We start from the raw sequence: 22765 nt of genomic DNA on the forward strand, positions 1-22765 counted from the left end.
CGGAGCCGCGCCACCACTGGCACAGCATGCCAGAACAACGACCTTGCGGGCCGCCGGCACGACTTGCGTTGGGCGACAGAAGCGGCGCTGCGCGCTACAAGGTCTAACCTGAAAGCCACCTGCACGCTGGGAGACGCACCATGGCCAGTCACTGGATGATCTATGGCGCCAACGGCTACACCGGCCGGCTGGTCGCTGAACAGGCGCAGCGCGAGGGCCTGACGCCGCTCCTCGGCGGACGCAACCCGGCCGCCCTGCACGCGCTCGGCAGCCAGCTCGGGCTGGAGTGCCGGGTCTTCGACCTGGGGGATCCGCAGGCCTGCCGCGAAGCCCTGGACCAGGTGAAGGTGGTGGCCCATTGCGCCGGTCCGTTCTCTGCCACCAGCACGCCGATGATCGCCGCCTGCCGCGCCGCCGGCACCCACTACGTGGATATCACTGGAGAGATCGCGGTGTTCGAGCAGGCCCACGCCGGCGACGCCGAGGCCCGCGAGGCCGGCATCGTGGTCTGCCCGGGCGTCGGCTTCGATGTGATCCCCACCGATTGCCTGGCTGCCTGCCTGAAGGAGGCGCTGCCGGACGCGCAACGGCTGGCGCTGGGCTTCGACACCGGCAGCGGGCTTTCGACGGGAACCGCGAAGACCAGCGTCGAAGGCCTCAAGTTCGGCGGCAAGATCCGCGAGAATGGCCGCCTGCGCGACGTGCCGCTGGGCTACAAGCGCCGCGACATCGATTTCGGCCGCGGCCTGCGGCACGCCGTGACGATTCCCTGGGGCGACGTGGCCACCGCCTACTACAGCACCGGCATCCCGGACATCGAGGTCTACCTGCCGGCGCCGCCGCTGCTGGCCCTGGGCATGCGCCTGATCGACCCGCTGCGTCCGCTGCTCGGTCGGCAACGGGTCCAGGACTGGCTCAAGGGGCAGGTCGACAAACGCATCGCCGGCCCCGACCAGGCGGCCCGCGAGCGCCTGCGCACCTGGGTCTGGGGCGAGGCGCGCAACGCCCGCGGCGAACGCCGCACGGCGCGCCTGGAGACGGCCAACGTGTACGACCTGACCCTGCACGGCGTGCTCCTGGCAGTGCGCCACCTGCTGGACTACCAGGGTCCCGGCGGCTACTTCACGCCATCGCGGTTGCTCGGCGCGCGCTGTGTCGAATCGTTGCCCGGCTCCGGACGAATCACCGTCATCGGCTGATCAGCCTGACACCCGCACCAAGCCGTCGCCGGCGCGGGCGAGCAGGTGCTCGGTGAGCGACGCGAGCAGTTCGCCGCCGTTGCGCCAGTAGTGCCAGTACAACGGTACGTCGATGACCTGGCCGGGCAGCAGCTCGACCAGTTCGCCGCGCGCCAGCTCGCCTTGCACCTGGCGCTCCGGCACCAGGCCCCAGCCGAGACCGCCGGCGGTGAGGCGGACGAAACCTTCCGAGGACGGGCAGAGGTGGTGGATGAAACCGCCCTCGACGCCGAGGTCCTTGAGAAAGCGGTGTTGCAGCAGGTCGTCCGGGCCGAACACGATCGCCGGCACGCCGGCCAGGGCGGCCGCCTCGACCCCGCGGGGAAAGTGCCGGGCAATGAAATCCGGGCTGGCCAGGCCGCGATAACGCATGGCTCCGAGCAGCAGCGAACGCGCGCCGGCCACCGGCCGCGCGCTACCGCAGACGCAGCCCGCCACTTCGCCCGCGCGCATGCGCTTGAGCCCGACCTCCTGGTCCTCCACCACAAGGTCCAGCAGCACCCGCCGCTCGGCGCAGAAATCGCCCACCGCGGCGGCCCACCAGGTCGCCAGGCTATCGGCGTTGAGAGCGATGCGCAGGCGTTCCGGGGCACCGCCTTCATCCAGGTTCGGCACCCAGCGCTGCAGGTCGCCCTCCAGCAGCCGCACCTGCTGCACATGGTTGAGCAGGCGGCGCCCGAGATCGGTGGGATGCGGCGGCGTCTCGCGCACCAGGACCGGCTGGCCGACCCGCGCCTCGAGCAGCTTGATCCGCTGCGATACCGCCGACTGCGACAGCCCCAGCGCCTGTGCGGCGCGCTCGAAACCGCCCTGCTCCACCACTGCGGCCAGCGCGGCGAGCAACTTGTAGTCGAACAAAATCAGTTTTCCTAATGAGAGATCAGCAGGATTCGTTTTCCTTATAAACCGCCCGCGGCCACACTCGCCAGCACTTTTCCGATCCACCCGACGCGGACCGACCATGGCTGGCGAAACCTCGCTGCGCCCCCTGCTGCGCACGCTCACTCCCGAACTCAATCCCGGCGACTATGTGTTCTGTACCTGCGCCGCTGGCGCGCTGCCGAACGGCGCCGAGCCGCTCGCCAGCTTCCGCGAGCGCGAGGGCCTGACCCTGGTGCTCGAACGCCGGCAGGCCGAACGCCTGGGCCTGCCCTACGAATACGTGGCGGCCTGGATCACCCTGACGGTGCACTCCTCGTTGGCGGCGGTGGGCCTGACCGCCGCCTTCGCCACGGCGCTGGCCGAAGCCGGGATCAGTTGCAACGTGATGGCCGGCTATTTCCACGACCACCTGTTCGTCGCCCGCGACGAGGGCCGGCGCGCCCTCGCCGTGCTCCAGCGGCTGGCGGCGGAGGCACACTGACATGTGGCAGAGCTATCTCAACGGCATCCTGGTGGCTGCCGGCCTGATCATCGCCATCGGCGCGCAGAATGCCTTCGTCCTCGCGCAGAGCCTGCGCCGCGAGCATCACCTCTCGGTAGCCGCGCTCTGCGTGTTCTGCGACGCGGTGCTGGTCAGCCTCGGCGTGTTCGGCCTGGCCAAGCTGCTGCTGGAAAACCCGACGCTGCTGGCCATCGCCCGCTGGGGCGGGATCGCCTTCCTGACCTGGTACGGGCTCAAGGCGCTGCTTCGCGCGTTGCGCCCGGACGCCCTCGGCAACGCCGCGGAAACCGGGCCACGCTCGCGCAAGGCGGTGCTTCTGGCGGCACTGGCGGTCACCCTGCTCAACCCCCACGTCTATCTCGATACCGTACTTCTTATCGGTTCGCTCGGCGCCCAGCAGGCCGCGCCGGGCGCCTATGCCCTCGGCGCGGCCAGCGCCTCGCTGATGTGGTTCTTCGCCCTCGCCCTCGGCGCGGCATGGCTGGCCCCCTGGCTGGCGCGCCCGGCCACCTGGCGCCTGCTCGACCTGATGGTGGCGGCCATGATGCTGGGCATGGCCGCGCAACTGCTGTTCCGGGGATAACGCGGTTTCTGTCTTCCCGAGCGAACCCTCGCGCCGCCAGGCAGTCCAGAGAGAATGTGGCGGTGTTCGCCGGCGAGCTTGCAGAAGCCCGTCGCAGCGCGCCGCCGCCGGCCTTTGCCCCTACAGTTGCTGCGTGGATATGCCCCGACACGGGTGCTATGATCCGGAGTTCGCGGCACTGGGAGCCTAGGCTCCGAGTCGCACCCGGCGCCCTTTCCGGAGCGCTCCGCCGAACGTCCCCCCGGGGATCCAGGACGGGCTCCCGGACAGGCATCGGACCGGCCCCGTGAACCGGTCGCGCGCTAGCCGCGCCAGTCCTGACCTGAGGAAGAATAGGAGAGACACCATGGCTTTCGAATTGCCGCCGCTGCCTTACGAAAAGAACGCCCTTGAGCCGCACATTTCCGCAGAAACCCTGGAATACCACCACGACAAGCACCACAACACCTACGTGGTGAACCTGAACAACCTGATCCCGGGTACCGAGTTCGAAGGCAAGAGCCTCGAAGAGATCGTCAAGAGCTCCTCCGGCGGCATCTTCAACAACGCCGCCCAGGTGTGGAACCACACCTTCTACTGGAACTGCCTGAGCCCGAACGGCGGTGGCCAGCCCACCGGCGCCCTGGCCGACGCCATCAACGCCGCCTTCGGCTCCTTCGACAAGTTCAAGGAAGAGTTCACCAAGACTTCCGTCGGCACCTTCGGTTCCGGCTGGGGCTGGCTGGTGAAGAAGGCCGACGGCTCCCTGGCCCTGGCCAGCACCATCGGTGCCGGCAACCCGCTGACCAGCGGCGACACCCCGCTGCTGACCTGCGACGTCTGGGAACACGCCTACTACATCGACTACCGCAACCTGCGTCCGAAGTACGTCGAGGCGTTCTGGAACCTGGTCAACTGGGACTTCGTAGCGAAGAATTTCGCTGCCTGAGTCTGATCAGAACCACGAAAAAGCCCGGCATTCGCCGGGCTTTTTCGTTTTAATCTGCGGTCCAGGAGCCATCGTCTACCCTCAGGAACTGGTAGACCTTCGCTCGTGATAGCCTCTTGAGGTAAACAAGCTCTTCCTACCGGCTTGTCTTTCGCCCTGGCGACGAACAAGGAAGGCCCCTTGAAACTGGACTCCCGACACAGCCTCTCGCTCAAGCTGCTGCGTGTCGTGCTACTGGCGGCGCTGGCCGTTGGCGTAGTGCTCAGTTGCGCGCAGATCGTCTTCGACGCCTACAAGGCCAAGCAGGCGGTGAGCAGCGACGCCCAACGCATCCTCGCGATGGTCCGCGACCCTTCCACCCAGGCGGTCTACAGCCTCGACCGGGAAATGGCGATGCAGGTCCTCGAAGGCCTGTTCCAGCACGAGGCGGTGCGCCAGGCGAGCATCGGCCATCCCGGCGAGCCGATGCTGGCGGAGAAATCCAGGCCGCTGCTGGACCTGCCGACGCGCTGGCTGACCGACCCGATCCTCGGCCAGGAACGCACCTTCAGCATTCGACTGATCGGCCGCCCGCCCTATAGCGAATACTACGGCGACCTGAAGATCACCCTGGACACCGCGCCCTACGGCGAGAACTTCGTCACCACTTCGGAAATCATCTTCATCTCCGGCATTCTCCGCGCCCTGGCCATGGGCCTGGTGCTGTTCCTGGTCTACCACTGGATGCTGACCAAGCCGCTGTCGAAGATCATCGAGCACCTGGTCAGCATCAATCCCGACCGCCCCAGCCAGCACCAGTTGCCGCTGCTCAAGGGGCACGAACGCAACGAGCTGGGGCTCTGGGTGACCACCGCCAACCAGTTGCTCGCCTCGATCGAAAGCAACAGCCACCTGCGCCGCGAGGCCGAAGACAACCTGCTGCGCATTTCCCAGTACGACTTCCTCACCGGCCTGCCGAACCGCCAGTTGCTGCAACAGCAACTCGACCAGATCCTCGACGGCGCCGGCCGCCAGCAGCGCCGGGTAGCAGTGCTGTGCCTGGGCCTCGACGATTTCAAGGGGATCAACGAGCAGTACACCTACCAGCTCGGCGACCAGTTGCTGATCGCCCTCGCCGACCGCCTGCGCGGGCACAGCGCGCGGCTCGGTTCGCTGGCGCGCCTGGGCGGCGACCAGTTCGCCCTGGTCCAGGCCGACATCGAGCAACCCTACGAGGCGGCCGAACTGGCGCAGAGCATCCTCGACGGCCTGGAAGCGCCGTTCGAGATCGACCAGCACGAGGTGCGCCTGCGCGCCACCATCGGTATCACCCTGTTCCCCGAGGACGGCGAGACCACGGAGAAACTGCTGCAGAAGGCCGAGCAGACCATGACCCTGGCCAAGACCCGCTCGCGCAACCGCTACCAGTTCTACATCGCCAGCGTGGACAGCGAGATGCGTCGCCGCCGGGAACTGGAAAAGGACCTGCGCGACGCCCTGCAGCGCCACGAGCTGCACCTCGTCTACCAGCCGCAGGTGGACTACCGCGACCACCGCGTGGTCGGCGTCGAGGCGCTGCTGCGCTGGCAACATCCGTTGCACGGCTTCGTCCCGCCGGACCTGTTCATCCCGCTGGCGGAACAGAACGGCAGCATCTTCAGCATCGGCGAGTGGGTGCTCGACCAGGCCTGCCGGCAGTTGCGCGAATGGCACGACCAGGGCTTCGACGACCTGCGCATGGCGGTCAATCTTTCCACCGTGCAGCTCCACCACAACGCCCTGCCACGGGTGGTCAGCAACCTGCTGCAGGTCTACCGCCTGCCGGCGCGCAGCCTGGAGCTGGAAGTCACCGAGACCGGCCTGATGGAGGACATCTCCACTGCCGCCCAGCACCTCCTCAGCCTGCGCCGCGCCGGCGCGCTGATCGCCATCGACGATTTCGGCACCGGCTATTCCTCGCTGAGCTACCTGAAGAGCCTGCCGCTGGACAAGATCAAGATCGACAAGAGTTTCGTCCAGGACCTGCTGCAGGACGAGGACGACGCGACCATCGTTCGCGCCATCATCCAGCTCGGCAAGAGCCTGGGCATGCAGGTGATCGCCGAGGGCGTGGAAACCGCCGAGCAGGAGGCGTACATCATCGCCGAAGGTTGCAACGAAGGTCAGGGCTACCTGTACAGCAAGCCGCTGCCGGCCAGGGAACTGACCCAGTACCTCAAGCAGGCGCGACGCCTGAGCCAGGCCACCAGCAGCGAACGGCCCTGATCAGAACAGGCGGCTGAACAGCCAGCCCGCCAATAGCGCGCTGCCCAGGCAGAGCAACGCGGCCCCCGCCGCCTGGCGGCGCAGTTGCACGGCGAGATCGTCCTCGCCCTGGCTGGAGAGAATGAAGGGATGCGCCTCCCCCGGCTTGCCGAGCCGGTGGCGGGTCGGCGCGGCGCTGCTTGCCCGATGCCGATCCTCGGCCTCCAGCCGTGCCGCCAGGCGCACCCGGTTCCATTCGCGCTCGTCCAGCTCGCCGTTGCCGTCGCTGTCGAAGCGCGCCAGCAGGCCGTGGAAATCGCCCTTCCATTCACGGATCACCGCACCCTGCGCCCGTTCGGCATCGAGTCCCTGGCGACCGCCACCGCTGCTGCGGAATTCGCCCAGCGCATAGAGCGGCTCGCCGGCATGCAGGCGCTCCTCGGTGTAGCGGTAGAGCCGCTCTCCGCCGACCAGGGTGCCGAAGCTCTCCAGCAGTCGCAGGGTATCGATCGGTGCTTCGCGAAAAGCCTCCCAGCGCTGCAGGGTCAAGGGTCGCACCTCGGCGCCGCGTGGGTCGACCAGGCAGGCATCGGTGGCATCGCGCAAGCCGAATGGCGACTCGCTGGCACCTTTGTCGACGGTGCGCCAGGCCTTCTCGCGGCCACTGCGCTTTTCCTCGACTTCGATGCGGTAGCGCCACCACAGGCACGGCTTGCCGGTCAAGGGAGCCTGCAGCGGGCCTTCCGGGCCCTCCTCGAGCACCCCGTAGAGTTCGACGAAACCCTGCGCCGCCGAACGGATCCGCGAGGTCGGTACGTCGCCGAGCAGGCGCGCCCGGGCAAGGCGGTGCACGAACTGCCAGCCGGCCCAGGCGCAGAGCCCCAGGCTGGCGGCGATGAACAGCCAGCGCAGGTCGAAGTCCATCTCAGCCGAACAGGGCCTTGAGATCGACGTCGGCCTTCTCCGCCTCGCTGAACTGCAACAGCTCGGCGGCCTTGAAGCCAGCGACACGAGCGATCAGCAGGTCGGGAAATTGCTCGATGCGCACGTTGTTCAGGTTCACCGCCTCGTTGTACAGCTCGCGGCGATCGGCGATCCCGTTCTCCAGGCCGCTGATGCGCTGGGAAAGGAACTGGAAACTTTCGTTGGCCTTGAGCTGCGGGTAGTTCTCGGCCAGCGCGAAGAGCTGCCCCAGGCCGGCGCGCAGGCCGCTCTCGGCCTTGCCCAGGGCATTCACGTCGGCGCGCTCGCGGGCGCTGGCGACGGCGTTGCGGGCGGCGATGACCCGCTCCAGGGTGGCGCGCTCGTGCTGCATGTATTGCTTGCAGGCCTCGACCAGCTTCGGCAACTCGTCATGGCGCTGCTTGAGGAGCACGTCGATGTTGGCCCAGGCCTTGCCCACGGCGTGCTTCAGCCGTACCAGGCCGTTGTAGAGCACCACCGCGTAGCCGGCGAGCAGCAGCAGGACAACCCAGAAAGCGATAGCGGTCAGACTCATGGACGGAGCTCCGGACGAAGATACTGGCATTCTAGCTGCGCCCGACATGTCCAGGCACGACGGCGATCACGCTGCGCCCTTTTCAAAAATGCAAATCTTTCGCATTATGTGGCGGTTTTTTAACGCCCTCGCGGGTGTTTCCGACAAGCGCACGCCGCTTCGGCACGCCACCAATAAAGCAAAGGAATCCGCCATGACTCGTATGCCCCTGGCCACCGCCAGTCTGCTGGCCCTCGCCATCTCCCTCGCCGGCTGCGGCGACGACAAGAAAGCCGAAGCGCCCGCAACACCGGCGGCCAGCACGCAGCCCGCCGCGCCCGCCGCCGCCCCGGCCGCCAAGGTCGACGAGGCCGCCGCCAAGGCGGTGATCAAGAACTACGCGGACCTCGCCGAAGCCACCTTCGCCGATGCCCTGAGCACCGCCAAGGACCTGCAGAAAGCCATCGACGCGTTCCTCGCCAAGCCTGACGCGGAGACCCTGAAAGCCGCCAAGGAAGCCTGGTTCGCCGCTCGTACCCCCTACTCCCAGAGCGAAGCCTTCCGCTTCGGCAACGCGATCATCGACGACTGGGAAGGACAGGTTAACGCCTGGCCGCTGGACGAAGGCCTGATCGACTATGTCGCCAAGGACTACCAGCACGCCCTGGGCAACCCCGGCGCCACCGCCAACATCGTCGCCAACACCGAGATCCAGGTCGGCGAAGACAAGATCGACGTCAAGGAAATCACCGGCGAGAAACTGGCCAGCCTGAACGAGCTGGGCGGTTCCGAAGCCAACGTCGCCACCGGCTACCACGCCATCGAGTTCCTCCTCTGGGGCCAGGACCTGAACGGCACCGGTCCCGGCGCCGGCAATCGTCCGGCCACCGACTATGCCCAGGGCAAGGACTGCACCGGCGGCCATTGCGACCGTCGCGCCGCCTACCTGAAGGCCGTCACCGACCTGCTGGTCAGCGACCTCGAATACATGGCCGGACAGTGGAAAGCCGGCGTCGCCGACAACTACCGCGCCAAGCTGGAGGCCGAACCGGTGGATACCGGCCTGCGCAAGATGTTCTTCGGCATGGGCAGCCTGTCCCTCGGCGAACTGGCCGGCGAGCGCATGAAGGTCGCGCTGGAGGCCAACTCCACCGAAGACGAGCACGACTGCTTCAGCGACGACACCCACCACACCCTGTTCTTCAACGGCAAGAGCATCCGCAACATCTACCTCGGCGAGTACAAGCGCATCGACGGCAGCGTGGTCAAGGGCCCGAGCCTGGCCGACCTGGTCGCCAAGGCCGACGCCGCCGCCAACGACACCCTGAAGGCCGACCTGGCCGACACCGAGGCCAAGCTGCAGGCCATCGTCGACAGCGCCGAGAAGGATGGCGTGCACTTCGACCAGATGATCGCTCCGGACAACAAGGACGGCCAGCAGAAGATCCGCGACGCCATCGCCGCCCTGGTCAAGCAGACCGGCGCCATCGAGCAGGCCGCGGGCAAGCTGGGTATCCAGGACCTGAAGCCGGACAACGCCGACCACGAGTTCTGATTCCTTCCTGCGCCAACAGCGTGCGGCCCATGGCCGCACGCTGCGTTTCAGGGCCTCGAAAGCGGACTTCGCGGGCCTTTACAAACGCAAATCCCTCTTATTTTGATTAGCTCCAACTGGTAAGCTTGCGGGCTGTTTCCACGCAGTCCCGGGATGTTCGCCGATGTCGTTGCCGTCACCTTCCATGCCGCTCGCCTGTCTCCTGACGGCGCTCCTTCTGGGCGGATGCGGCGCCGACGACGAACCGCTGCGCGCCGAGCCCGGTGAACACCTGTCCGGGGGCGCGACCACGGTGCTGCAAAGCGACCGCAACGCCTTCTCCCTGCCCTCCGCCAACCTCGCCCCGAGCCGGCGCCTGGACTTCAGCGTGGGCAACAGTTTCTTCCGCAACCCCTGGGTCATCGCCCCTTCCTCCACCACCGCGCGCGATGGTCTGGGGCCGCTGTTCAATACCAACGCCTGCCAGAACTGCCATGTGAAGGACGGCCGCGGCCACCCGCCGGGAGCGGACGCGGTCAGCGCGGTGTCGATGCTGGTACGCCTGTCGATCCCGGCCGGCCCTGCGGACGGCAAGACCCTGTTGCACCAGGGGGTGATTCCCGAGCCGACCTACGGTGGCCAGTTGCAGGACGTCGGCATTCCCGGCGTCGCCCCGGAAGGCAAGGTGCGGGTGGACTACGAGCCGCTGAAGGTGAGGTTCGAGGACGGCACCGAGGTCGAACTGCGCAAGCCGATCCTGCGTATCAGCCAGCTCGGCTATGGGCCGATGCATCCGCAGACGATGTTTTCCGCCCGCGTCGCCCCGCCGATGATCGGGCTCGGCCTGCTCGAGGCGATTCCCGAAGAGGCGATCCTGGCCAATGCCGATCCGGACGACCGCAACGGCGACGGTATCCGCGGGCGCGCCAACCAGGTCTGGGATGCCGCGCGGCAGCGCACCGCGCTCGGCCGCTTCGGCTGGAAGGCCGGCCAGCCGGATATCCCGCAGCAGAACGCGCACGCCTTCGCCAACGACATGGGCCTGACCAGCAGCCTGCTGCCCCACGACGACTGCAGCGCCGCCCAGGTCGAGTGCCGCCGGGCGCCCGACGGCGGCGAGCCGGAAGTCAGCGACAACATCTTCGCCCAGGTGCTGTTCTACAGCCGCAACCTGGCGGTCCCGGCGCGGCGCAAGGTGGACGACCCGCAGGTGCTGGCCGGCAAGCGTCTGTTCGCCCAGGCCAACTGCGTGGCCTGCCACGTTCCCGCCTTCACTACCGGTTCCGACGCCAGCGAGCCGGAGCTGGCCAACCAGCGGATTCGTCCCTATTCCGACCTGTTGCTGCATGACATGGGCGACGGCTTGGCGGACAATCGCCCGGAATTTCTCGCCAGCGGGCGGGACTGGCGAACCCCGCCGCTATGGGGCATCGGCCTGACCGAAACGGTCAACGGCCACACCCAGTTCCTCCACGACGGGCGCGCCCGCAATCTGCTGGAGGCGATCCTCTGGCACGGCGGCGAAGCCGAAGCGGCCAAGCGGCACGTGCTCGGCTTCGACGCCGACCAGCGCAGCGCCCTGCTGGCCTTCCTGAATTCACTCTGAGGAGCCCACATGTTCCGCCCACGACTGCTCTTGACCAGCCTCGCCATCGCCCTCGGCGCCTGCTCGCCGCAAGACCCGCAGGCCGTCACCAGTGCCGCCCTGGCGCAACAGGTGATCCTGCCGACCTACAGCCGCTGGGTGGAGGCCGACCAGGCCTTGGCCAGCAGCGCCCTGGCCTACTGCCAGGGCAAGGAAGACCTGGCCAAGGCCCGCGACGCGTTCCACGCCGCGCAGAAGGCCTGGGCCGAGCTGCAACCGCTGCTGATCGGCCCGCTGGCCGAGGGCAACCGCGCCTGGCAGGTGCAGTTCTGGCCGGACAAGAAGGACCTGGTCGGGCGCCAGGTCGAACAGTTGCTGAAGAACAACCCGCAGGTCGACGCCGCGGCCCTGGCCAAGGCCAGCGTGGTGGTGCAGGGGCTCTCCGCCTACGAATACATCCTCTTCGACAGCAAGATCGACCTCGCCGACGCCGCCACCAAGGCCCGCTATTGCCCGTTGCTGGAAGCCATCGGCACCCACCAGCAGCAACTGGCCCAGGACATCCTGGCGCGCTGGAAGAACGACGGCGGCATGCTCACCCAGATGAGCAAGTTCCCCAACGACCGCTACGCCGACGCCCACGAGGCGATCGCCGAGCTGCTGCGGGTCCAGGTCACCGCCCTGGACATGCTGAAGAAGAAACTCGGTACTCCGCTGGGCCGGCAGAGCAAGGGCATTCCCCAGCCCTACCAGGCCGAGGCCTGGCGCAGCAACGCCTCGCTGGCCAGCCTGGACGCCAGCCTGAGCGGCGCCCAGGCGCTCTGGGAAGGTATCGACGGCAAGGGCCTGAAGACCCTGCTGCCGGCCGAACAGAAGGACCTGGCCGGCAAGATCGACGCCGCCTACGCCGACAGCCACGCGAAGCTGGCGGCGCTGGAACAGAAACCGCTCTCCGAACTGCTCGCCAGCGAAGACGGGCGCAACCAGCTCAACGCCCTCTATGACAGCCTGAACGTGGTCCACCGCCTGCACGAAGGCGATCTGGCCCGCGCCCTCGGCGTGCAACTGGGCTTCAACGCCAACGATGGCGACTGAGGTCGGCACCATGCTGCGACGTCATGTGATCGGCCTGGGCAGCCTGCTGCTCGGCGCCTTGTCCTTCGGCGGCTGGAGCTTCAGCCGCCTGGGTAGCCAACCGCTGGTGCTATCGGCACGCGACGACGCCGATGGCCAGCATTACGCGGTGGGCTACCGCCTGGACGGCAAGTGCCAGTTCGCCACCCGCGTGGCCCAGCGCTGCCACGACATCGTCCAGCACCCGAGCCTGCCGCTGGCGCTGTTCGTCGCCCGCCGGCCAGGCACCGAAAGCTACCTGATCGACCTGAACGACGGTCGCCTGCTGCAGACCCTGGTCTCGCAGAAAGACCGCCACTTCTACGGCCACGGCGTGTTCCACCAGAGCGGCGAGTGGCTCTACGCCACCGAGAACGACACTACCGATCCCGGTCGCGGCGTGCTCGGCGTCTACCGTTTCGACGGCGAGCGACTGCAGCACAGCGGCGAGATCTCCACCCACGGCCTCGGGCCGCACCAGGTTTCCTGGATGCCCGACGGCGAGACACTGGTAGTGGCCAACGGCGGCATTCGCACCGAGGCGGAAAGCCGGGTCGAGATGAACCTCGACGCCATGGAGCCCAGCCTGGTGCTGATGCGCCGCGACGGCAATCTGCTGTCCAAGGAAACCCTGGCGCAGCAGATGAACAGCGTCCGCCACCTGGCGATCGGTCGCGACGGCACCATCGTCGCCGGCCAGCAGTTCATGGGCGATGCCCACGAACATGCCGACCTGCTGGCGATCAAGCGCCCCGGCCGTCCCTTCGAAGCCTTCCCTGTGGCCGAGGAGCAGCGCCTGGCGATGGCCCAGTACACCGCCAGCGTGGCGATCCACGACGACCTGCGCCTGGTGGCCCTGACCGCCCCGCGCGGCAACCGTTTCTTCATCTGGGACCTGGACAGCGGTGCCGTACGCCTCGACGCGCCGTTGCCGGACTGCGCCGGCGTGGGCGCGGTGAAGAACGGCTTCGTCGTCACGTCCGGACAGGGCCGTTGCCGCTTCTACGACTGCCAGGGCGAGCGCATCGCCGCGCAACCGCTGGAGCTGCCTTCCGGCCTCTGGGACAACCACCTGCACCTGGCCTGAGAGCGCGGCGTCAACCTCTCGCCATACCGGTCCGCGAAAGTCGGAAGCGACCTGCAACACGCTTGAAATCTTTCGCCAATCCTGTGCTTTGACAAGCCTTGAAAGCTGCACGTAATGTGTCGGATTCGCCCCGAAACGGGGCGCTCTCGGCATACCAGGGACCAGGATTATGTTGCTCCGCCGCATGTTGATCATGCTCGCCGCGGTGATCGCCGTGGTGGCGATTCTCGCCGGCTACAAGGTCTACTCCATCCGTCAGCAGATCGCCCTTTTCAGCGCACCGAAACCGCCGATCAGCGTGACCGCCAGCCTGGCCGAAAAGCGTCCCTGGCAGAGCCGCCTGCCAGCCATCGGCAGCCTCAAGGCATTCCAGGGCGTGACCCTCACCGCCGAAGTCTCCGGCACGGTACGCGACGTACTGTTCCTTTCCGGCGACCAGGTGAAGCTGGACCAACCGCTGATCCAGTTGGAAAGCGACGTCGAGGAAGCCACCCTGCGCACTGCCGAGGCCGATCTCGGCCTGGCCAGGGCCGAGTACCAGCGCGGCCGCGAACTGATCGGCAGCAAGGCCATCTCGAAAAGCGAATTCGATCGTCTCGCCGCGCAGTGGGCCAAGACCAGCGCCACCGTCGCCGAGCTGAAGGCGGCGCTGGCGAAGAAGCGCGTGCTCGCGCCCTTCGCCGGGACCATCGGCATCCGCCAGGTGGACGTCGGCGACTACGTCTCGCCCGGGACGCCGATCGCCACCTTGCAGGACCTTTCCACCCTGCTCCTGGATTTCCACCTGCCCGAGCAGGACTTCCCCCTGCTCAGCCGCGGCCAACTGGTGAAGGTCCGGGTCGCCGCCTACCCCGCCCAGGTGTTCGACGCCGAGATCGCCGCCATCAACCCCAAGGTCGACAACGAGACCCGCAACCTGCAGGTCCGCGCTGCCCTGGAGAACCCGGACGGCAAGCTGCTGCCGGGCATGTTCGCCAACCTCGAGGTGATGTTGCCTGGCGAGGAACAACGCGTCGTGGTCCCGGAGACGGCGATCACCTTCACCCTCTACGGCGACTCGATCTACGTCGTCGGGCAGAAGAAGGACGAGCAGGGCCAGGTGTCGAAGGATGACAAGGGCCAGCCGCAACGGGTCGTCGAGCGCCGCTTCGTCAGGATCGGCGAACGCCGCGAAGGCCTGGCGGTGGTGCTCGAAGGCCTGGAGGGCGGCGAGCAGGTAGTGACTTCCGGGCAACTGAAGCTCGACAACGGCGCCGCGGTGGCCATCGTCGCCGAGCGGGACCTCCAGCAAGAGCACTGAGTCGCGCGCCTTCCCGCTCCGTGGCGGAAGGCTTGCCAAGGGACTGAAACATGGCTTTTACCGATCCGTTCATCCGTCGTCCGGTCCTGGCGAGCGTGGTCAGCCTGCTGATCGTCCTGCTCGGCATGCAGGCCTTCAGCAAGCTGGTGATCCGCGAGTATCCGCAAATGGAGAACGCGCTGATCACGGTGACCACGCTCTACGCCGGCGCCAACGCGGAAACCATCCAGGGCTACATCACCCAGCCGCTGCAGCAGAGCCTGGCCAGCGCCGAAGGCATCGACTACATGACCTCGGTGAGCCGGCAGAACTATTCGACCATCTCCATCTACGCGCGGATCGGCGCCAATACCGATCGCCTGGTCACCGAGCTGCTGGCCAAGTCCAACGAAGTGAAGAGCCAGCTGCCGCCGGACGCCGAGGACCCGGTGCTGCAGAAGGAGGCCGCGGACGCCTCGGCGCTGATGTACATCAGCTTCTACAGCGAGCAGATGAACAACCCGCAGATCACCGACTACCTGTCGCGGGTGATCCAGCCCAAGCTGGCGACCCTGCCCGGTATCGCCGAGGCGGAGATCCTCGGCAACCAGGTGTTCGCCATGCGCCTGTGGCTGGACCCGGTGAAGATGGCCGCGTTCGGCGTCACCGCCGGCGAGATCAACCAGGCGGTGCAGCAGTACAACTTCCTCGCCGCCGCCGGCGAGGTGAAGGGCCAGTTGGTGGTCACCAGCGTCAATGCTTCCACCGACCTCAAGTCGCCCCAGGCCTTCGCCGCCATCCCGGTGAAGACCGACGGCGACCGCCGGGTGCTGATGGGTGATGTCGCACGGGTCGAGCTGGGCGCCGCCAGCTACGACGCGATCAGTTCGTTCAATGGGATTCCCTCGGTCTACATCGGCATCAAGGGCACGCCCAGCGCCAACCCGCTGGACGTGATCAAGGAAGTGCGGGCGAAGATGCCCGAACTGGAAGAGCAATTGCCGCCCAACCTCAAGGTGTCCATCGCCTACGACGCCACGCGCTTCATTCAGGCCTCCATCGATGAAGTGGTGAAGACCCTCGGCGAGGCGGTGCTGATCGTCATCGTGGTGGTGTTCCTGTTCCTCGGCGCGTTCCGTTCGGTACTGATCCCGGTGGTGACCATTCCGCTGTCGATGATCGGCGTATTGTTCTTCATGCAGGCCATGGGCTACTCGATCAACCTGCTGACCCTGCTGGCGATGGTCCTGGCCATCGGCCTGGTGGTGGACGACGCGATCGTGGTGGTGGAAAACATCCACCGCCACATCGAGGAGGGCAAGCCGCCCTTCGAGGCTGCCCTGGAGGGCGCGCGGGAGATCGCCGTACCGGTGGTCAGCATGACCATCACCCTCGCCGCGGTCTACGCGCCGATCGGCTTCCTCACCGGCCTCACCGGCGCCCTGTTCAAGGAGTTCGCCTTCACCCTGGCCGGCGCGGTGATCATTTCCGGGATCGTCGCCCTGACCCTGTCGCCGATGATGTGCTCGCGCCTGTTGCGCCACGAGGAGAATCCCTCGGGCCTGGCGCATCGCCTCGACCTGATCTTCGAGGGCCTGAAGCAACGCTACCAGCGCGCCCTCCACGGCACCCTGGACACCCGTCCGGTGGTCCTGGTGTTCGCCGTGCTGGTACTGGCGCTGATCCCGGTACTGCTGATGTTCACCAAGAAGGAGCTGGCGCCGGAAGAGGACCAGGGCATCGTGTTCCTCATGACCAACTCGCCGCAAACCGCCAACCTCGACTACCTGAATCACTACACCGCCGAGTTCGAAGGCATCTTCCGCAGCTTCCCGGAGTATTACTCGGCGTTCCAGATCAACGGCTACAACGGCGTCCAGGCCGGCATCGGCGGCATGCTGCTCAAGCCCTGGGACGAACGCGAAAAGAGCCAGATGGAATTGCTCCATGCGGTGCAGGCGAAGCTCAACGAGATTCCCGGCGTGCAGATCTTCGCCTTCAACCTGCCGTCGCTACCGGGCACCGGCGAGGGCCTGCCATTCCAGTTCGTGCTCAACACCGCCAACGACTACGAGTCGCTGCTGCAAGTGGCGCAACGGGTGAAGCAGCGCGCCAGCGAGTCCGGCAAGTTCGCCTTCCTCGATCTCGACCTGGCGTTCGACAAACCCGAGCTGGTGGTCGACATCGACCGCGAGAAGGCCGCGCAGATGGGCGTCTCCATGCAGGACCTGGGGGTGGCGCTGGCCAGCCTGCTCGGCGAGGGCGAGATCAACCGCTTCACCATCGACGGGCGCAGCTACAAGGTCATCGCCCAGGTCGAACGCCCCTATCGCGACAATCCCGGCTGGCTCGGCAGCTACTACGTGAAGAGCCGCAACGGCCAACTGGTCGCCCTCTCGACCCTGATCGAGACCCACGAACGGGCACGGCCACGGCAACTGAACCAGTTCCAGCAGCTCAACTCGGCGATCATCTCCGGCTTCCCCATCGTCAGCATGGGCGAGGCCATCGAGACGGTTCAGCAGATCGCCCGCGAGGAAGCCCCGCGTGGCTTCGCCGTCGACTACGCCGGCGCTTCCCGGCAATACGTGCAGGAAGGCAGCGCATTGCTGGTCACCTTCGGACTGGCCCTGGCGATCATCTTCCTGGTCCTCGCCGCACAGTTCGAAAGCTTCCGCGATCCGCTGGTGATCATGGTCACCGTGCCGCTGTCGATCTGCGGTGCGCTGATACCGCTGTTCCTCGGCGTGTCGAGCCTGAACATCTATACCCAGGTCGGCCTGGTGACACTGATCGGCCTGATCAGCAAACACGGCATCCTGATCGTCGAGTTCGCCAACCAGTTGCGCCACGAACAGGGGCTGGGGCGTCGCGAGGCCATCGAGCAGGCCGCCGCGATCCGCCTGCGGCCAGTACTGATGACCACCGCGGCTATGGTGCTCGGGGTGATCCCGCTGATCCTCGCCACCGGCGCCGGGGCGGTCAGTCGCTTCGACATCGGCATCGTGATCGCGACCGGCATGTCGGTGGGCACCCTCTTCACCCTGTTCGTCCTGCCGTGCATCTACACCCTGGTGGCCAGGCCGGATGCCCCGCCAGGCGTGACGCAAGCGGCAAACGCACACTGATCGGAAACGGCGGACAGCGACAACAGCGCTGTCCGCCGGCGCTGTCGCCCCATCCCACAGCCCTCCGGGCGCGATCCTATGTCCGCCGGCAGCCGCCTCCAGTAGACTGCCCGCTGAAACGCAGTGGTGAGACGAGCATGGCCGAGAGCGCTTTTTCCGAACGTATCGTGCAGAACCTGCTGGATACCGACTTCTACAAGCTGACCATGATGCAGGCGGTGCTGCACAACTATCCCAACGCCGAGGTGGAGTGGGAGTTCCGCTGCCGCAACCAGGAAGACCTGCGCCTGTACCTGCCGGCCATCCGCGAACAACTGGAATACCTGGCGGGCCTGGCGATCAGCGACGAGCAACTGGCCTTCCTCGAACGGATTCCCTTCCTCGCGCCGGACTTCATCCGCTTCCTCGGGTTGTTCCGCTTCAACCCGCGCTACGTGCAGACCGGCATCGAGAACGACGAATTCTTCCTGCGCCTGAAAGGTCCCTGGCTGCACGTGATCCTCTTCGAAGTGCCGCTGCTGGCGATGATCAGCGAGGTGCGCAACCGCGCCCGCTACCCGGCCGCCACCGTCGAGCAGGCGCGCGAACGCCTGCAGGAAAAGTTCGATTGGCTGCGCCGGGAGGCCAGCGCCGAGGAACTGGCCGGCTTCAAGATGGCCGACTTCGGTACCCGCCGCCGCTTCTCCTATCGGGTCCACGAGGCGGTGGTGAGCGGTCTGAAGGAGGACTTTCCGGGCTGCTTCGTCGGCACCAGCAACGTCCACCTGGCACGCAAGCTCGACCTCAAGCCCCTCGGCACCATGGCCCACGAATGGCTGATGGCCCACCAGCAGCTCGGTCCGCGCCTGATCGACAGCCAGAGTGCCGCGTTGGACTGCTGGGTCCGCGAATACCGTGGGCTGCTCGGCATCGCGCTGACCGACTGCATCACCACCGATGCCTTCCTGCGCGACTTCGACCTCTATTTCGCCAAGCTCTTCGACGGCCTCCGCCACGACTCGGGCGACCCATTGCTGTGGGCGGAAAAGACCATCGCCCACTACCTCAAGCTGGGCATCGACCCGCTGACCAAGACCCTGGTGTTCTCCGACGGCCTCGACCTGCCGCGGGCCCTGAAGATCTATCGCGCGCTGCAGGGCCGGATCAACGTCAGCTTCGGCATAGGCACGCATTTCACCTGCGACCTGCCGGGCGTCGAGCCGATGAACATCGTGGTGAAGATGAGCGCCTGCAACGGCCATCCGGTGGCGAAGATCTCCGATACGCCCGGCAAGGCGCAATGCCGGGACCCTGACTTCATCCACTACCTCAAGCACGTGTTCCAGGTCGCCTAGGGCAAGCCTGGCGCGCTGCGGCAAGGTGGCGCATGAGGCCTGGTCCTTATTCGGCCCATGCCTCCGACGATCTCATCGCCCATGAAAAAGCCCCGCCAAGGCGGGGCTTTTTCGACAAGGAGACTCAGCGCGACAGGCTGGCTCCCCCCTGGGAAAGACCGAACATCAGCAGCAGGATGTCCTTGTTCGGCTGGACCTCCTGGCGCGTCGGCCGCTCGGCCTTGAGCGCCGAAGGCGTCGGGCAGTACTCATGACCGCCGCTCATCTGCACCACGTTCGGCGCGGGTTCGTGCCAGGCGGCAGCCGCGGCTGTAGCCACGGCGAGAGCGCCGACCAGCAACAAACCTCGAGTGATTTCTAATTTCATGTCTGCAACCCTTTGATGGCGCTGCCAAACGCCGTCTGGTAACCATAGATGAAGGCTTGCCACTGCGCGCCAGTCCACGACGAACGGCGCTTCAACTGCTTCAGGTCGTGCTGGGACGCCTTGTTCACCGTAAGGCGGCGGCGGCTCTTCTCCAGGTCGATCAGCGCTACTTCGATGGCCTCACCCTCGACGCGGACGAAGATGTGCTTCGGATAGAGACAACCGTGCTGCCAGTGGGCGAGATTCATCCGGGCAATGGTAGCGCCGATTTGTTGCAGAATTCTTTGGTGCTTCGCTTCGCCCCAGCGGTCCTGGTCACCGCGCGCATAGCACTCGTCGAGGCTGGAGAAACCCTCCAGGGCTTCGGTCACCAGCAGCGCCTGCCATTGCCCGTCGACCTTGCGGCAGCCGGAATAGACCAGGCGCGGCACGCGTATACCGAGCGACTCGAAGGCCCGTAGCGCATCGCGCTCGCGCATGGCGGTGGGATAGCCGAAAGGGCGCTGCCAGTCGCGGTAGACGTGGCCGGTCTGCTGCTTGCGATAGAGCAGCCGTCCATCGCCGGTGTACACCCGCTGCACGCCGCTGGCCCCGCCACGGCGCTCGTTGGGCTCCTCGACCCAGCTGCCGGGTACCTGCAACCACTGGTCGATGGCGGAGTCGCCGGAGATACGTTGCAGGGATGCCAGATCGGGAGCCATCGTTATTCCTTTCGCAAGATATAGACCCGCCACATGTGATACAGCGGGATGAAATCGAGATGCTTCTGGACGACGAAGCCGGCGTCGCGGAACTCGCGCTCGACCGTTTCGGCTGGTAACACGAAGCGGTTCTGGTAGCCGGTCTGTTCCCCGTTCGCTACCCGCCGTGCCTCCATGCGCCTACGCTTCCAGGCCTTGAAATTGCCATCGACCCAGAGGGAAAGAATCACGCTGTCCCGCGTGACCCGGTGAAACTCGCGGAGCAGGACGCGTCGATCATCCGCCTCGCCGATGTGGTGGAGCAGCCGCATGCAGAAGATATTGTCCACCGAGCTGTCCGGCAGGTCGATGGCGAAAGCGGAAGTCTGCAAGGGCCGTACCCGTTTCACCACACCGTCCGGCTGACCGGCGCAGGCGACCGCCAGCATGTCCGCGGAATTGTCGGCGCCGATGATCACCCGGTTGTCCTTTTCCGCCAGCAGCGGCCAGAAGCGTCCGGCGCCGCAGGGCAGGTCGAGCACCAGGTTGGGCTGCCCCGCGAGCTTCAGCGCGTGCCGGGCGAGTTGGACGTCGCGCCGGTGGGAAAGTTTCCGGGCGAGGCCGTCCTGATGCTTCTTCAGGTAGGCCTCAGCATGCTCGCGATCATACTTGTGAGAAAAGTCGAGGTCGACAGGCGGATTGTTCATGACGGGAACTCCAGGATTCATGAGACGAACGGTATGAATCCAGCCGTCAAGCTCGGGTCAAGGGGTGGTGAATTTTTCGTCAAGCAACATCGAGTAAAACTTCGAACCGGCAGCCGTGCGGCTCCACCGCGCTGAGGGTTACGCTCCAGCCCTCGGCCGCGCAGATCCGCTTCACCAGCGAGAGCCCGAGGCCAAGGCCTTCGCCGCGCCCGGAGCTGGAACTGCCGCGAACGAAGGGCATGAAAATGCGTTCGCGTTGTTCTTCCGGGACGCCCGCCCCGGTGTCCTCGACGCTGAAACCATGCTCGTCGAGGGTCAGCGTGATGCTCCCGGCATCGGTGTAGTGGGTCGCGTTGCGCAACAGGTTGCCCATCACCGCGCGCAGCAGCGGCGCGTTGAACTGGCCGGCGCAGGCGCCTTCGTTGCGGTAGTGCAGGGTCAGTCCTCGCGCCTCGACCTGTTCGCGCCAGACCTGGACCAGGTCGTCGGCGATGCTCTCCAGGCTACCGTGGGGCGCCAGGCTTTCCTCGCCCTTCTGCGCACGCGCCAGCAACAGGAAGGTTTGCACCAGGTCGCGCATCTCCTCGGTGGCCTTGGTCATCCGCTCCAGTTGGCCACGGGCGCGCGGGCCGAGGCTGGGTTCTTCGGCCAGCAGTTCGCATGAGGTGGCGATGACCATCAACGGCGTACGCAACTCATGACTGACGTCGCTGGTGAACAATTGCTCGCGCTTGAGCGCGTCGCGCAGGCGGCCAAGGGTCTCGTCGAAGGAAGCGGCCAGCTCGCCGACCTCGTCGTTGGCGTAGTCCGGCGCCAACGGCGGCGCCAGACCGAGCAACTGTTCGCGATGCCGCACCTGGCGCGCCAGGCGCACCACCGGCTCCATCACCTTGCGCGCGAGCATCCAGCCAAGCAGGCCGGCCAGGGCGATGCTCAGCACGTAGCCGGTCAGCACCGAGGCGTAGAGCACCTGCTCGCGCGCTTCGAAATCGCTCTGGTCCTGCAGCAGGACGAAGCGGCGACCATCGATGTCGCGCACCAGCGCATGGAACGACAAGTCGCCCTCGAACACTTCGTGGAAACCGACATCCAGTTGGTCCAGCGCCGGCGGCATGGCGTAGGAGCCCTGGCCGTCGCTGATGAAGAAGCGCATGCCGGGATCGAGCACCGGGTTGCGTCCCTGGGCCAGGTCGTCGCGCAGGATGCGCTCCAGCTCGCCGCCCAGGTCGCGGGAAATCAGGCGCTCCTCGATGATGTGGACCACGCCGACGATGCCGGCGGAGAACAGTCCCCCCACGGCGACCGTCATCAGCATGAAGGCGATGACGATCCGGCGGGCGAGGCTCTGCTTATACTCCATTCGGCTCCTCCGCCAGGCGGTAGCCGACGCCATGCACCGTATGCAGCAAGGCCACGGAGAATGGCTTGTCAATCACCTGACGGAGTTGATGGACGTGGCTGCGCAGGCTGTCACTGTCCGGGCAGTCGTCGCCCCAGACCGCTTCTTCCAGGGCATCCCGGCGCACCACATGGGGGCTCTTCTGCATCAGCACTGCGAGCAGCTTTAGGCCGATCGGATTGAGCTTGAGCGACTTGCCCGCGCGCTTGACCTCCAGGGTATCCAGGTCATAGCTGAGATCGGCCACGCTCAGCTCGCGGCGGCCGCCACCCTGGGCGCGACGCAGCACCGCCTCGATGCGTGCGGAAAGTTCGGAAAGGGCGAAGGGCTTGACCAGGTAATCGTCGGCTCCGGAACGAAACCCCTGCAGGCGATCGTCCAACTGGTCGCGGGCGGTGAGCATGATCACCGGGGTGTCGCGCCGTGCGTCTTCGCGCAGGCGCCGGCACAGGGCATAGCCGTCGATTCCCGGCAGCATCACGTCGAGCACGATCAGGTCGTAGTGCTCGGTGGCCGCCAGGTGCAGGCCGGACAGCCCGTCCTGCGCGCAATCCACGGTATAGCCCTTGAGCGACAGGTAATCGGCCAGGTTGGCCAGGATGTCGCGGTTGTCTTCGACCACCAGTATTCGCATGTCCCACTCCTTCGCAGGAAGACCGATCGAGCGCCTCTCGCGCATTTACGGATTCTTCACCGGCGATTCACACCGGCTCTACGCT

Annotated in this window: 20 protein-coding genes; 12 read left to right on the forward strand and 8 right to left on the reverse strand. The window is 66.4% G+C overall.

The window, feature by feature from the left end; translation table 11 throughout:
• Positions 1 to 140: 140 nt before the first annotated feature.
• On the forward strand, positions 141 to 1199 hold the full coding sequence (locus HMPREF3014_RS22745) for a saccharopine dehydrogenase family protein (RefSeq protein WP_003093996.1): 1059 nt from the start codon (positions 141 to 143) through the stop codon (positions 1197 to 1199).
• On the opposite strand, the gene HMPREF3014_RS22750 is transcribed toward HMPREF3014_RS22745, so the two are convergent.
• Positions 1200 to 2102: a LysR family transcriptional regulator ArgP gene (locus tag HMPREF3014_RS22750; protein ID WP_003120877.1), complete on the reverse strand. Its 903-nt coding sequence runs from the start codon at positions 2100 to 2102 to the stop codon at positions 1200 to 1202. It lies immediately after the preceding gene.
• Between the two features lie 97 nt (positions 2103 to 2199).
• Between HMPREF3014_RS22750 and HMPREF3014_RS22755 the strand changes: the two genes are divergently transcribed.
• The 4 genes from HMPREF3014_RS22755 to bifA all read left to right on the forward strand — a co-directional run bounded on the left by HMPREF3014_RS22755 (position 2200) and on the right by bifA (position 6377).
• Positions 2200 to 2601 carry an ACT domain-containing protein gene (locus tag HMPREF3014_RS22755; protein ID WP_023087796.1) on the forward strand — a complete coding sequence of 134 codons (402 nt, stop codon included), beginning with the start codon at positions 2200 to 2202 and terminating at the stop codon, positions 2599 to 2601.
• A 1-nt stretch (position 2602) separates the two neighbouring features.
• Complete coding sequence (locus HMPREF3014_RS22760; protein ID WP_003094003.1) at positions 2603 to 3205, forward strand: LysE/ArgO family amino acid transporter; 603 nt, start codon at positions 2603 to 2605, stop codon at positions 3203 to 3205.
• Between the two features lie 346 nt (positions 3206 to 3551).
• Positions 3552 to 4133, forward strand: a complete 582-nt coding sequence (gene sodB, locus HMPREF3014_RS22765; RefSeq protein ID WP_003094005.1) for a superoxide dismutase [Fe] — start codon at positions 3552 to 3554, stop codon at positions 4131 to 4133.
• A gap of 180 nt (positions 4134 to 4313) precedes the next feature.
• Positions 4314 to 6377, forward strand: coding sequence for a cyclic-di-GMP phosphodiesterase BifA (bifA, locus tag HMPREF3014_RS22770; protein ID WP_003094007.1), 2064 nt, complete (start codon positions 4314 to 4316; stop codon positions 6375 to 6377).
• Here bifA and HMPREF3014_RS22775 read toward each other — a convergent pair whose 3' ends face one another.
• Together HMPREF3014_RS22775 and HMPREF3014_RS22780 are read right to left on the reverse strand one after the other, a co-directional pair.
• On the reverse strand, positions 6378 to 7280 hold the full coding sequence (locus tag HMPREF3014_RS22775; RefSeq protein ID WP_003116195.1) for a GIDE domain-containing protein: 903 nt from the start codon (positions 7278 to 7280) through the stop codon (positions 6378 to 6380). It abuts the gene before it with no gap.
• A gap of 1 nt (position 7281) precedes the next feature.
• Entirely contained in the window at positions 7282 to 7854 is a 573-nt protein-coding gene (locus HMPREF3014_RS22780) for a LemA family protein (RefSeq protein ID WP_003094011.1), read from the reverse strand.
• Between the two features lie 193 nt (positions 7855 to 8047).
• Here HMPREF3014_RS22780 and HMPREF3014_RS22785 point away from each other — a divergent pair, with 193 nt between their 5' ends.
• From HMPREF3014_RS22785 to pncB, 7 genes are all read left to right on the forward strand, one after another.
• The gene (locus tag HMPREF3014_RS22785; RefSeq protein WP_003112765.1) at positions 8048 to 9388 is read left to right on the forward strand and encodes an imelysin family protein; all 1341 of its coding nucleotides are present in this window, start codon (positions 8048 to 8050) and stop codon (positions 9386 to 9388) included.
• Between the two features lie 163 nt (positions 9389 to 9551).
• Positions 9552 to 10973: a di-heme oxidoreductase family protein gene (locus tag HMPREF3014_RS22790; RefSeq protein WP_003102642.1), complete on the forward strand. Its 1422-nt coding sequence runs from the start codon at positions 9552 to 9554 to the stop codon at positions 10971 to 10973.
• A 9-nt stretch (positions 10974 to 10982) separates the two neighbouring features.
• Positions 10983 to 12047: an imelysin family protein gene (locus tag HMPREF3014_RS22795; RefSeq protein ID WP_003102644.1), complete on the forward strand. Its 1065-nt coding sequence runs from the start codon at positions 10983 to 10985 to the stop codon at positions 12045 to 12047.
• Between the two features lie 10 nt (positions 12048 to 12057).
• The gene (locus HMPREF3014_RS22800) at positions 12058 to 13152 is read left to right on the forward strand and encodes a DUF1513 domain-containing protein (RefSeq protein ID WP_003102648.1); all 1095 of its coding nucleotides are present in this window, start codon (positions 12058 to 12060) and stop codon (positions 13150 to 13152) included.
• Between the two features lie 169 nt (positions 13153 to 13321).
• Positions 13322 to 14452 carry a multidrug efflux RND transporter periplasmic adaptor subunit MexV gene (gene mexV, locus HMPREF3014_RS22805; RefSeq protein ID WP_003123284.1) on the forward strand — a complete coding sequence of 377 codons (1131 nt, stop codon included), beginning with the start codon at positions 13322 to 13324 and terminating at the stop codon, positions 14450 to 14452.
• Positions 14453 to 14502: 50 nt separating this feature from the next.
• Positions 14503 to 17559, forward strand: a complete 3057-nt coding sequence (mexW, locus tag HMPREF3014_RS22810) for a multidrug efflux RND transporter permease subunit MexW (RefSeq protein ID WP_016852102.1) — start codon at positions 14503 to 14505, stop codon at positions 17557 to 17559.
• 137 nt (positions 17560 to 17696) lie between these two features.
• A complete protein-coding gene (gene pncB / locus HMPREF3014_RS22815) occupies positions 17697 to 18893 on the forward strand; it encodes a nicotinate phosphoribosyltransferase (RefSeq protein WP_003102657.1) in 1197 nt (398 codons plus the stop codon).
• A 124-nt stretch (positions 18894 to 19017) separates the two neighbouring features.
• On the opposite strand, the gene HMPREF3014_RS22820 is transcribed toward pncB, so the two are convergent.
• The 5 genes from HMPREF3014_RS22820 to HMPREF3014_RS22840 form a co-directional block, all read right to left on the reverse strand.
• Entirely contained in the window at positions 19018 to 19260 is a 243-nt protein-coding gene (locus tag HMPREF3014_RS22820; protein WP_003102660.1) for a hypothetical protein, read from the reverse strand.
• Positions 19257 to 19961, reverse strand: a complete 705-nt coding sequence (locus tag HMPREF3014_RS22825; RefSeq protein WP_003094029.1) for a lipopolysaccharide kinase InaA family protein — start codon at positions 19959 to 19961, stop codon at positions 19257 to 19259. The genes HMPREF3014_RS22820 and HMPREF3014_RS22825 overlap by 4 nt, the downstream gene beginning before the upstream one ends.
• A gap of 2 nt (positions 19962 to 19963) precedes the next feature.
• Complete coding sequence (locus tag HMPREF3014_RS22830) at positions 19964 to 20647, reverse strand: class I SAM-dependent methyltransferase (RefSeq protein WP_003094031.1); 684 nt, start codon at positions 20645 to 20647, stop codon at positions 19964 to 19966.
• 79 nt (positions 20648 to 20726) lie between these two features.
• Positions 20727 to 22007, reverse strand: a complete 1281-nt coding sequence (locus HMPREF3014_RS22835) for a sensor histidine kinase (protein WP_003094037.1) — start codon at positions 22005 to 22007, stop codon at positions 20727 to 20729.
• Entirely contained in the window at positions 21997 to 22680 is a 684-nt protein-coding gene (locus tag HMPREF3014_RS22840; protein ID WP_003094039.1) for a response regulator transcription factor, read from the reverse strand. The genes HMPREF3014_RS22835 and HMPREF3014_RS22840 overlap by 11 nt, the downstream gene beginning before the upstream one ends.
• Between the last annotated feature and the right edge of the window lie 85 nt (positions 22681 to 22765).

Source organism: Pseudomonas sp. HMSC065H01 (assembly GCF_001815235.1).
Taxonomy (GTDB): Bacteria; Pseudomonadota; Gammaproteobacteria; order Pseudomonadales; family Pseudomonadaceae; genus Pseudomonas; species Pseudomonas aeruginosa.

What these genes read in the sequence shown, in the direction of transcription:
- HMPREF3014_RS22745 (WP_003093996.1), top strand. Translation starts at nt 141, where the DNA reads ATGGCCAGTCACTGGATGATCTATGGCGCCAACGGCTACACCGGCCGG.
- HMPREF3014_RS22755 (WP_023087796.1), top strand. Translation starts at nt 2,200, where the DNA reads ATGGCTGGCGAAACCTCGCTGCGCCCCCTGCTGCGCACGCTCACTCCC.
- HMPREF3014_RS22760 (WP_003094003.1), top strand. Translation starts at nt 2,603, where the DNA reads ATGTGGCAGAGCTATCTCAACGGCATCCTGGTGGCTGCCGGCCTGATC.
- sodB (WP_003094005.1), top strand. Translation starts at nt 3,552, where the DNA reads ATGGCTTTCGAATTGCCGCCGCTGCCTTACGAAAAGAACGCCCTTGAG.
- HMPREF3014_RS22775 (WP_003116195.1), bottom strand. Translation starts at nt 7,280, where the DNA reads ATGGACTTCGACCTGCGCTGGCTGTTCATCGCCGCCAGCCTGGGGCTC.
- HMPREF3014_RS22780 (WP_003094011.1), bottom strand. Translation starts at nt 7,854, where the DNA reads ATGAGTCTGACCGCTATCGCTTTCTGGGTTGTCCTGCTGCTGCTCGCC.
- HMPREF3014_RS22785 (WP_003112765.1), top strand. Translation starts at nt 8,048, where the DNA reads ATGACTCGTATGCCCCTGGCCACCGCCAGTCTGCTGGCCCTCGCCATC.
- HMPREF3014_RS22790 (WP_003102642.1), top strand. Translation starts at nt 9,552, where the DNA reads ATGTCGTTGCCGTCACCTTCCATGCCGCTCGCCTGTCTCCTGACGGCG.
- HMPREF3014_RS22795 (WP_003102644.1), top strand. Translation starts at nt 10,983, where the DNA reads ATGTTCCGCCCACGACTGCTCTTGACCAGCCTCGCCATCGCCCTCGGC.
- HMPREF3014_RS22800 (WP_003102648.1), top strand. Translation starts at nt 12,058, where the DNA reads ATGCTGCGACGTCATGTGATCGGCCTGGGCAGCCTGCTGCTCGGCGCC.
- mexV (WP_003123284.1), top strand. Translation starts at nt 13,322, where the DNA reads ATGTTGCTCCGCCGCATGTTGATCATGCTCGCCGCGGTGATCGCCGTG.
- mexW (WP_016852102.1), top strand. Translation starts at nt 14,503, where the DNA reads ATGGCTTTTACCGATCCGTTCATCCGTCGTCCGGTCCTGGCGAGCGTG.
- pncB (WP_003102657.1), top strand. Translation starts at nt 17,697, where the DNA reads ATGGCCGAGAGCGCTTTTTCCGAACGTATCGTGCAGAACCTGCTGGAT.
- HMPREF3014_RS22820 (WP_003102660.1), bottom strand. Translation starts at nt 19,260, where the DNA reads ATGAAATTAGAAATCACTCGAGGTTTGTTGCTGGTCGGCGCTCTCGCC.
- HMPREF3014_RS22825 (WP_003094029.1), bottom strand. Translation starts at nt 19,961, where the DNA reads ATGGCTCCCGATCTGGCATCCCTGCAACGTATCTCCGGCGACTCCGCC.
- HMPREF3014_RS22830 (WP_003094031.1), bottom strand. Translation starts at nt 20,647, where the DNA reads ATGAACAATCCGCCTGTCGACCTCGACTTTTCTCACAAGTATGATCGC.
- HMPREF3014_RS22835 (WP_003094037.1), bottom strand. Translation starts at nt 22,007, where the DNA reads ATGGAGTATAAGCAGAGCCTCGCCCGCCGGATCGTCATCGCCTTCATG.
- HMPREF3014_RS22840 (WP_003094039.1), bottom strand. Translation starts at nt 22,680, where the DNA reads ATGCGAATACTGGTGGTCGAAGACAACCGCGACATCCTGGCCAACCTG.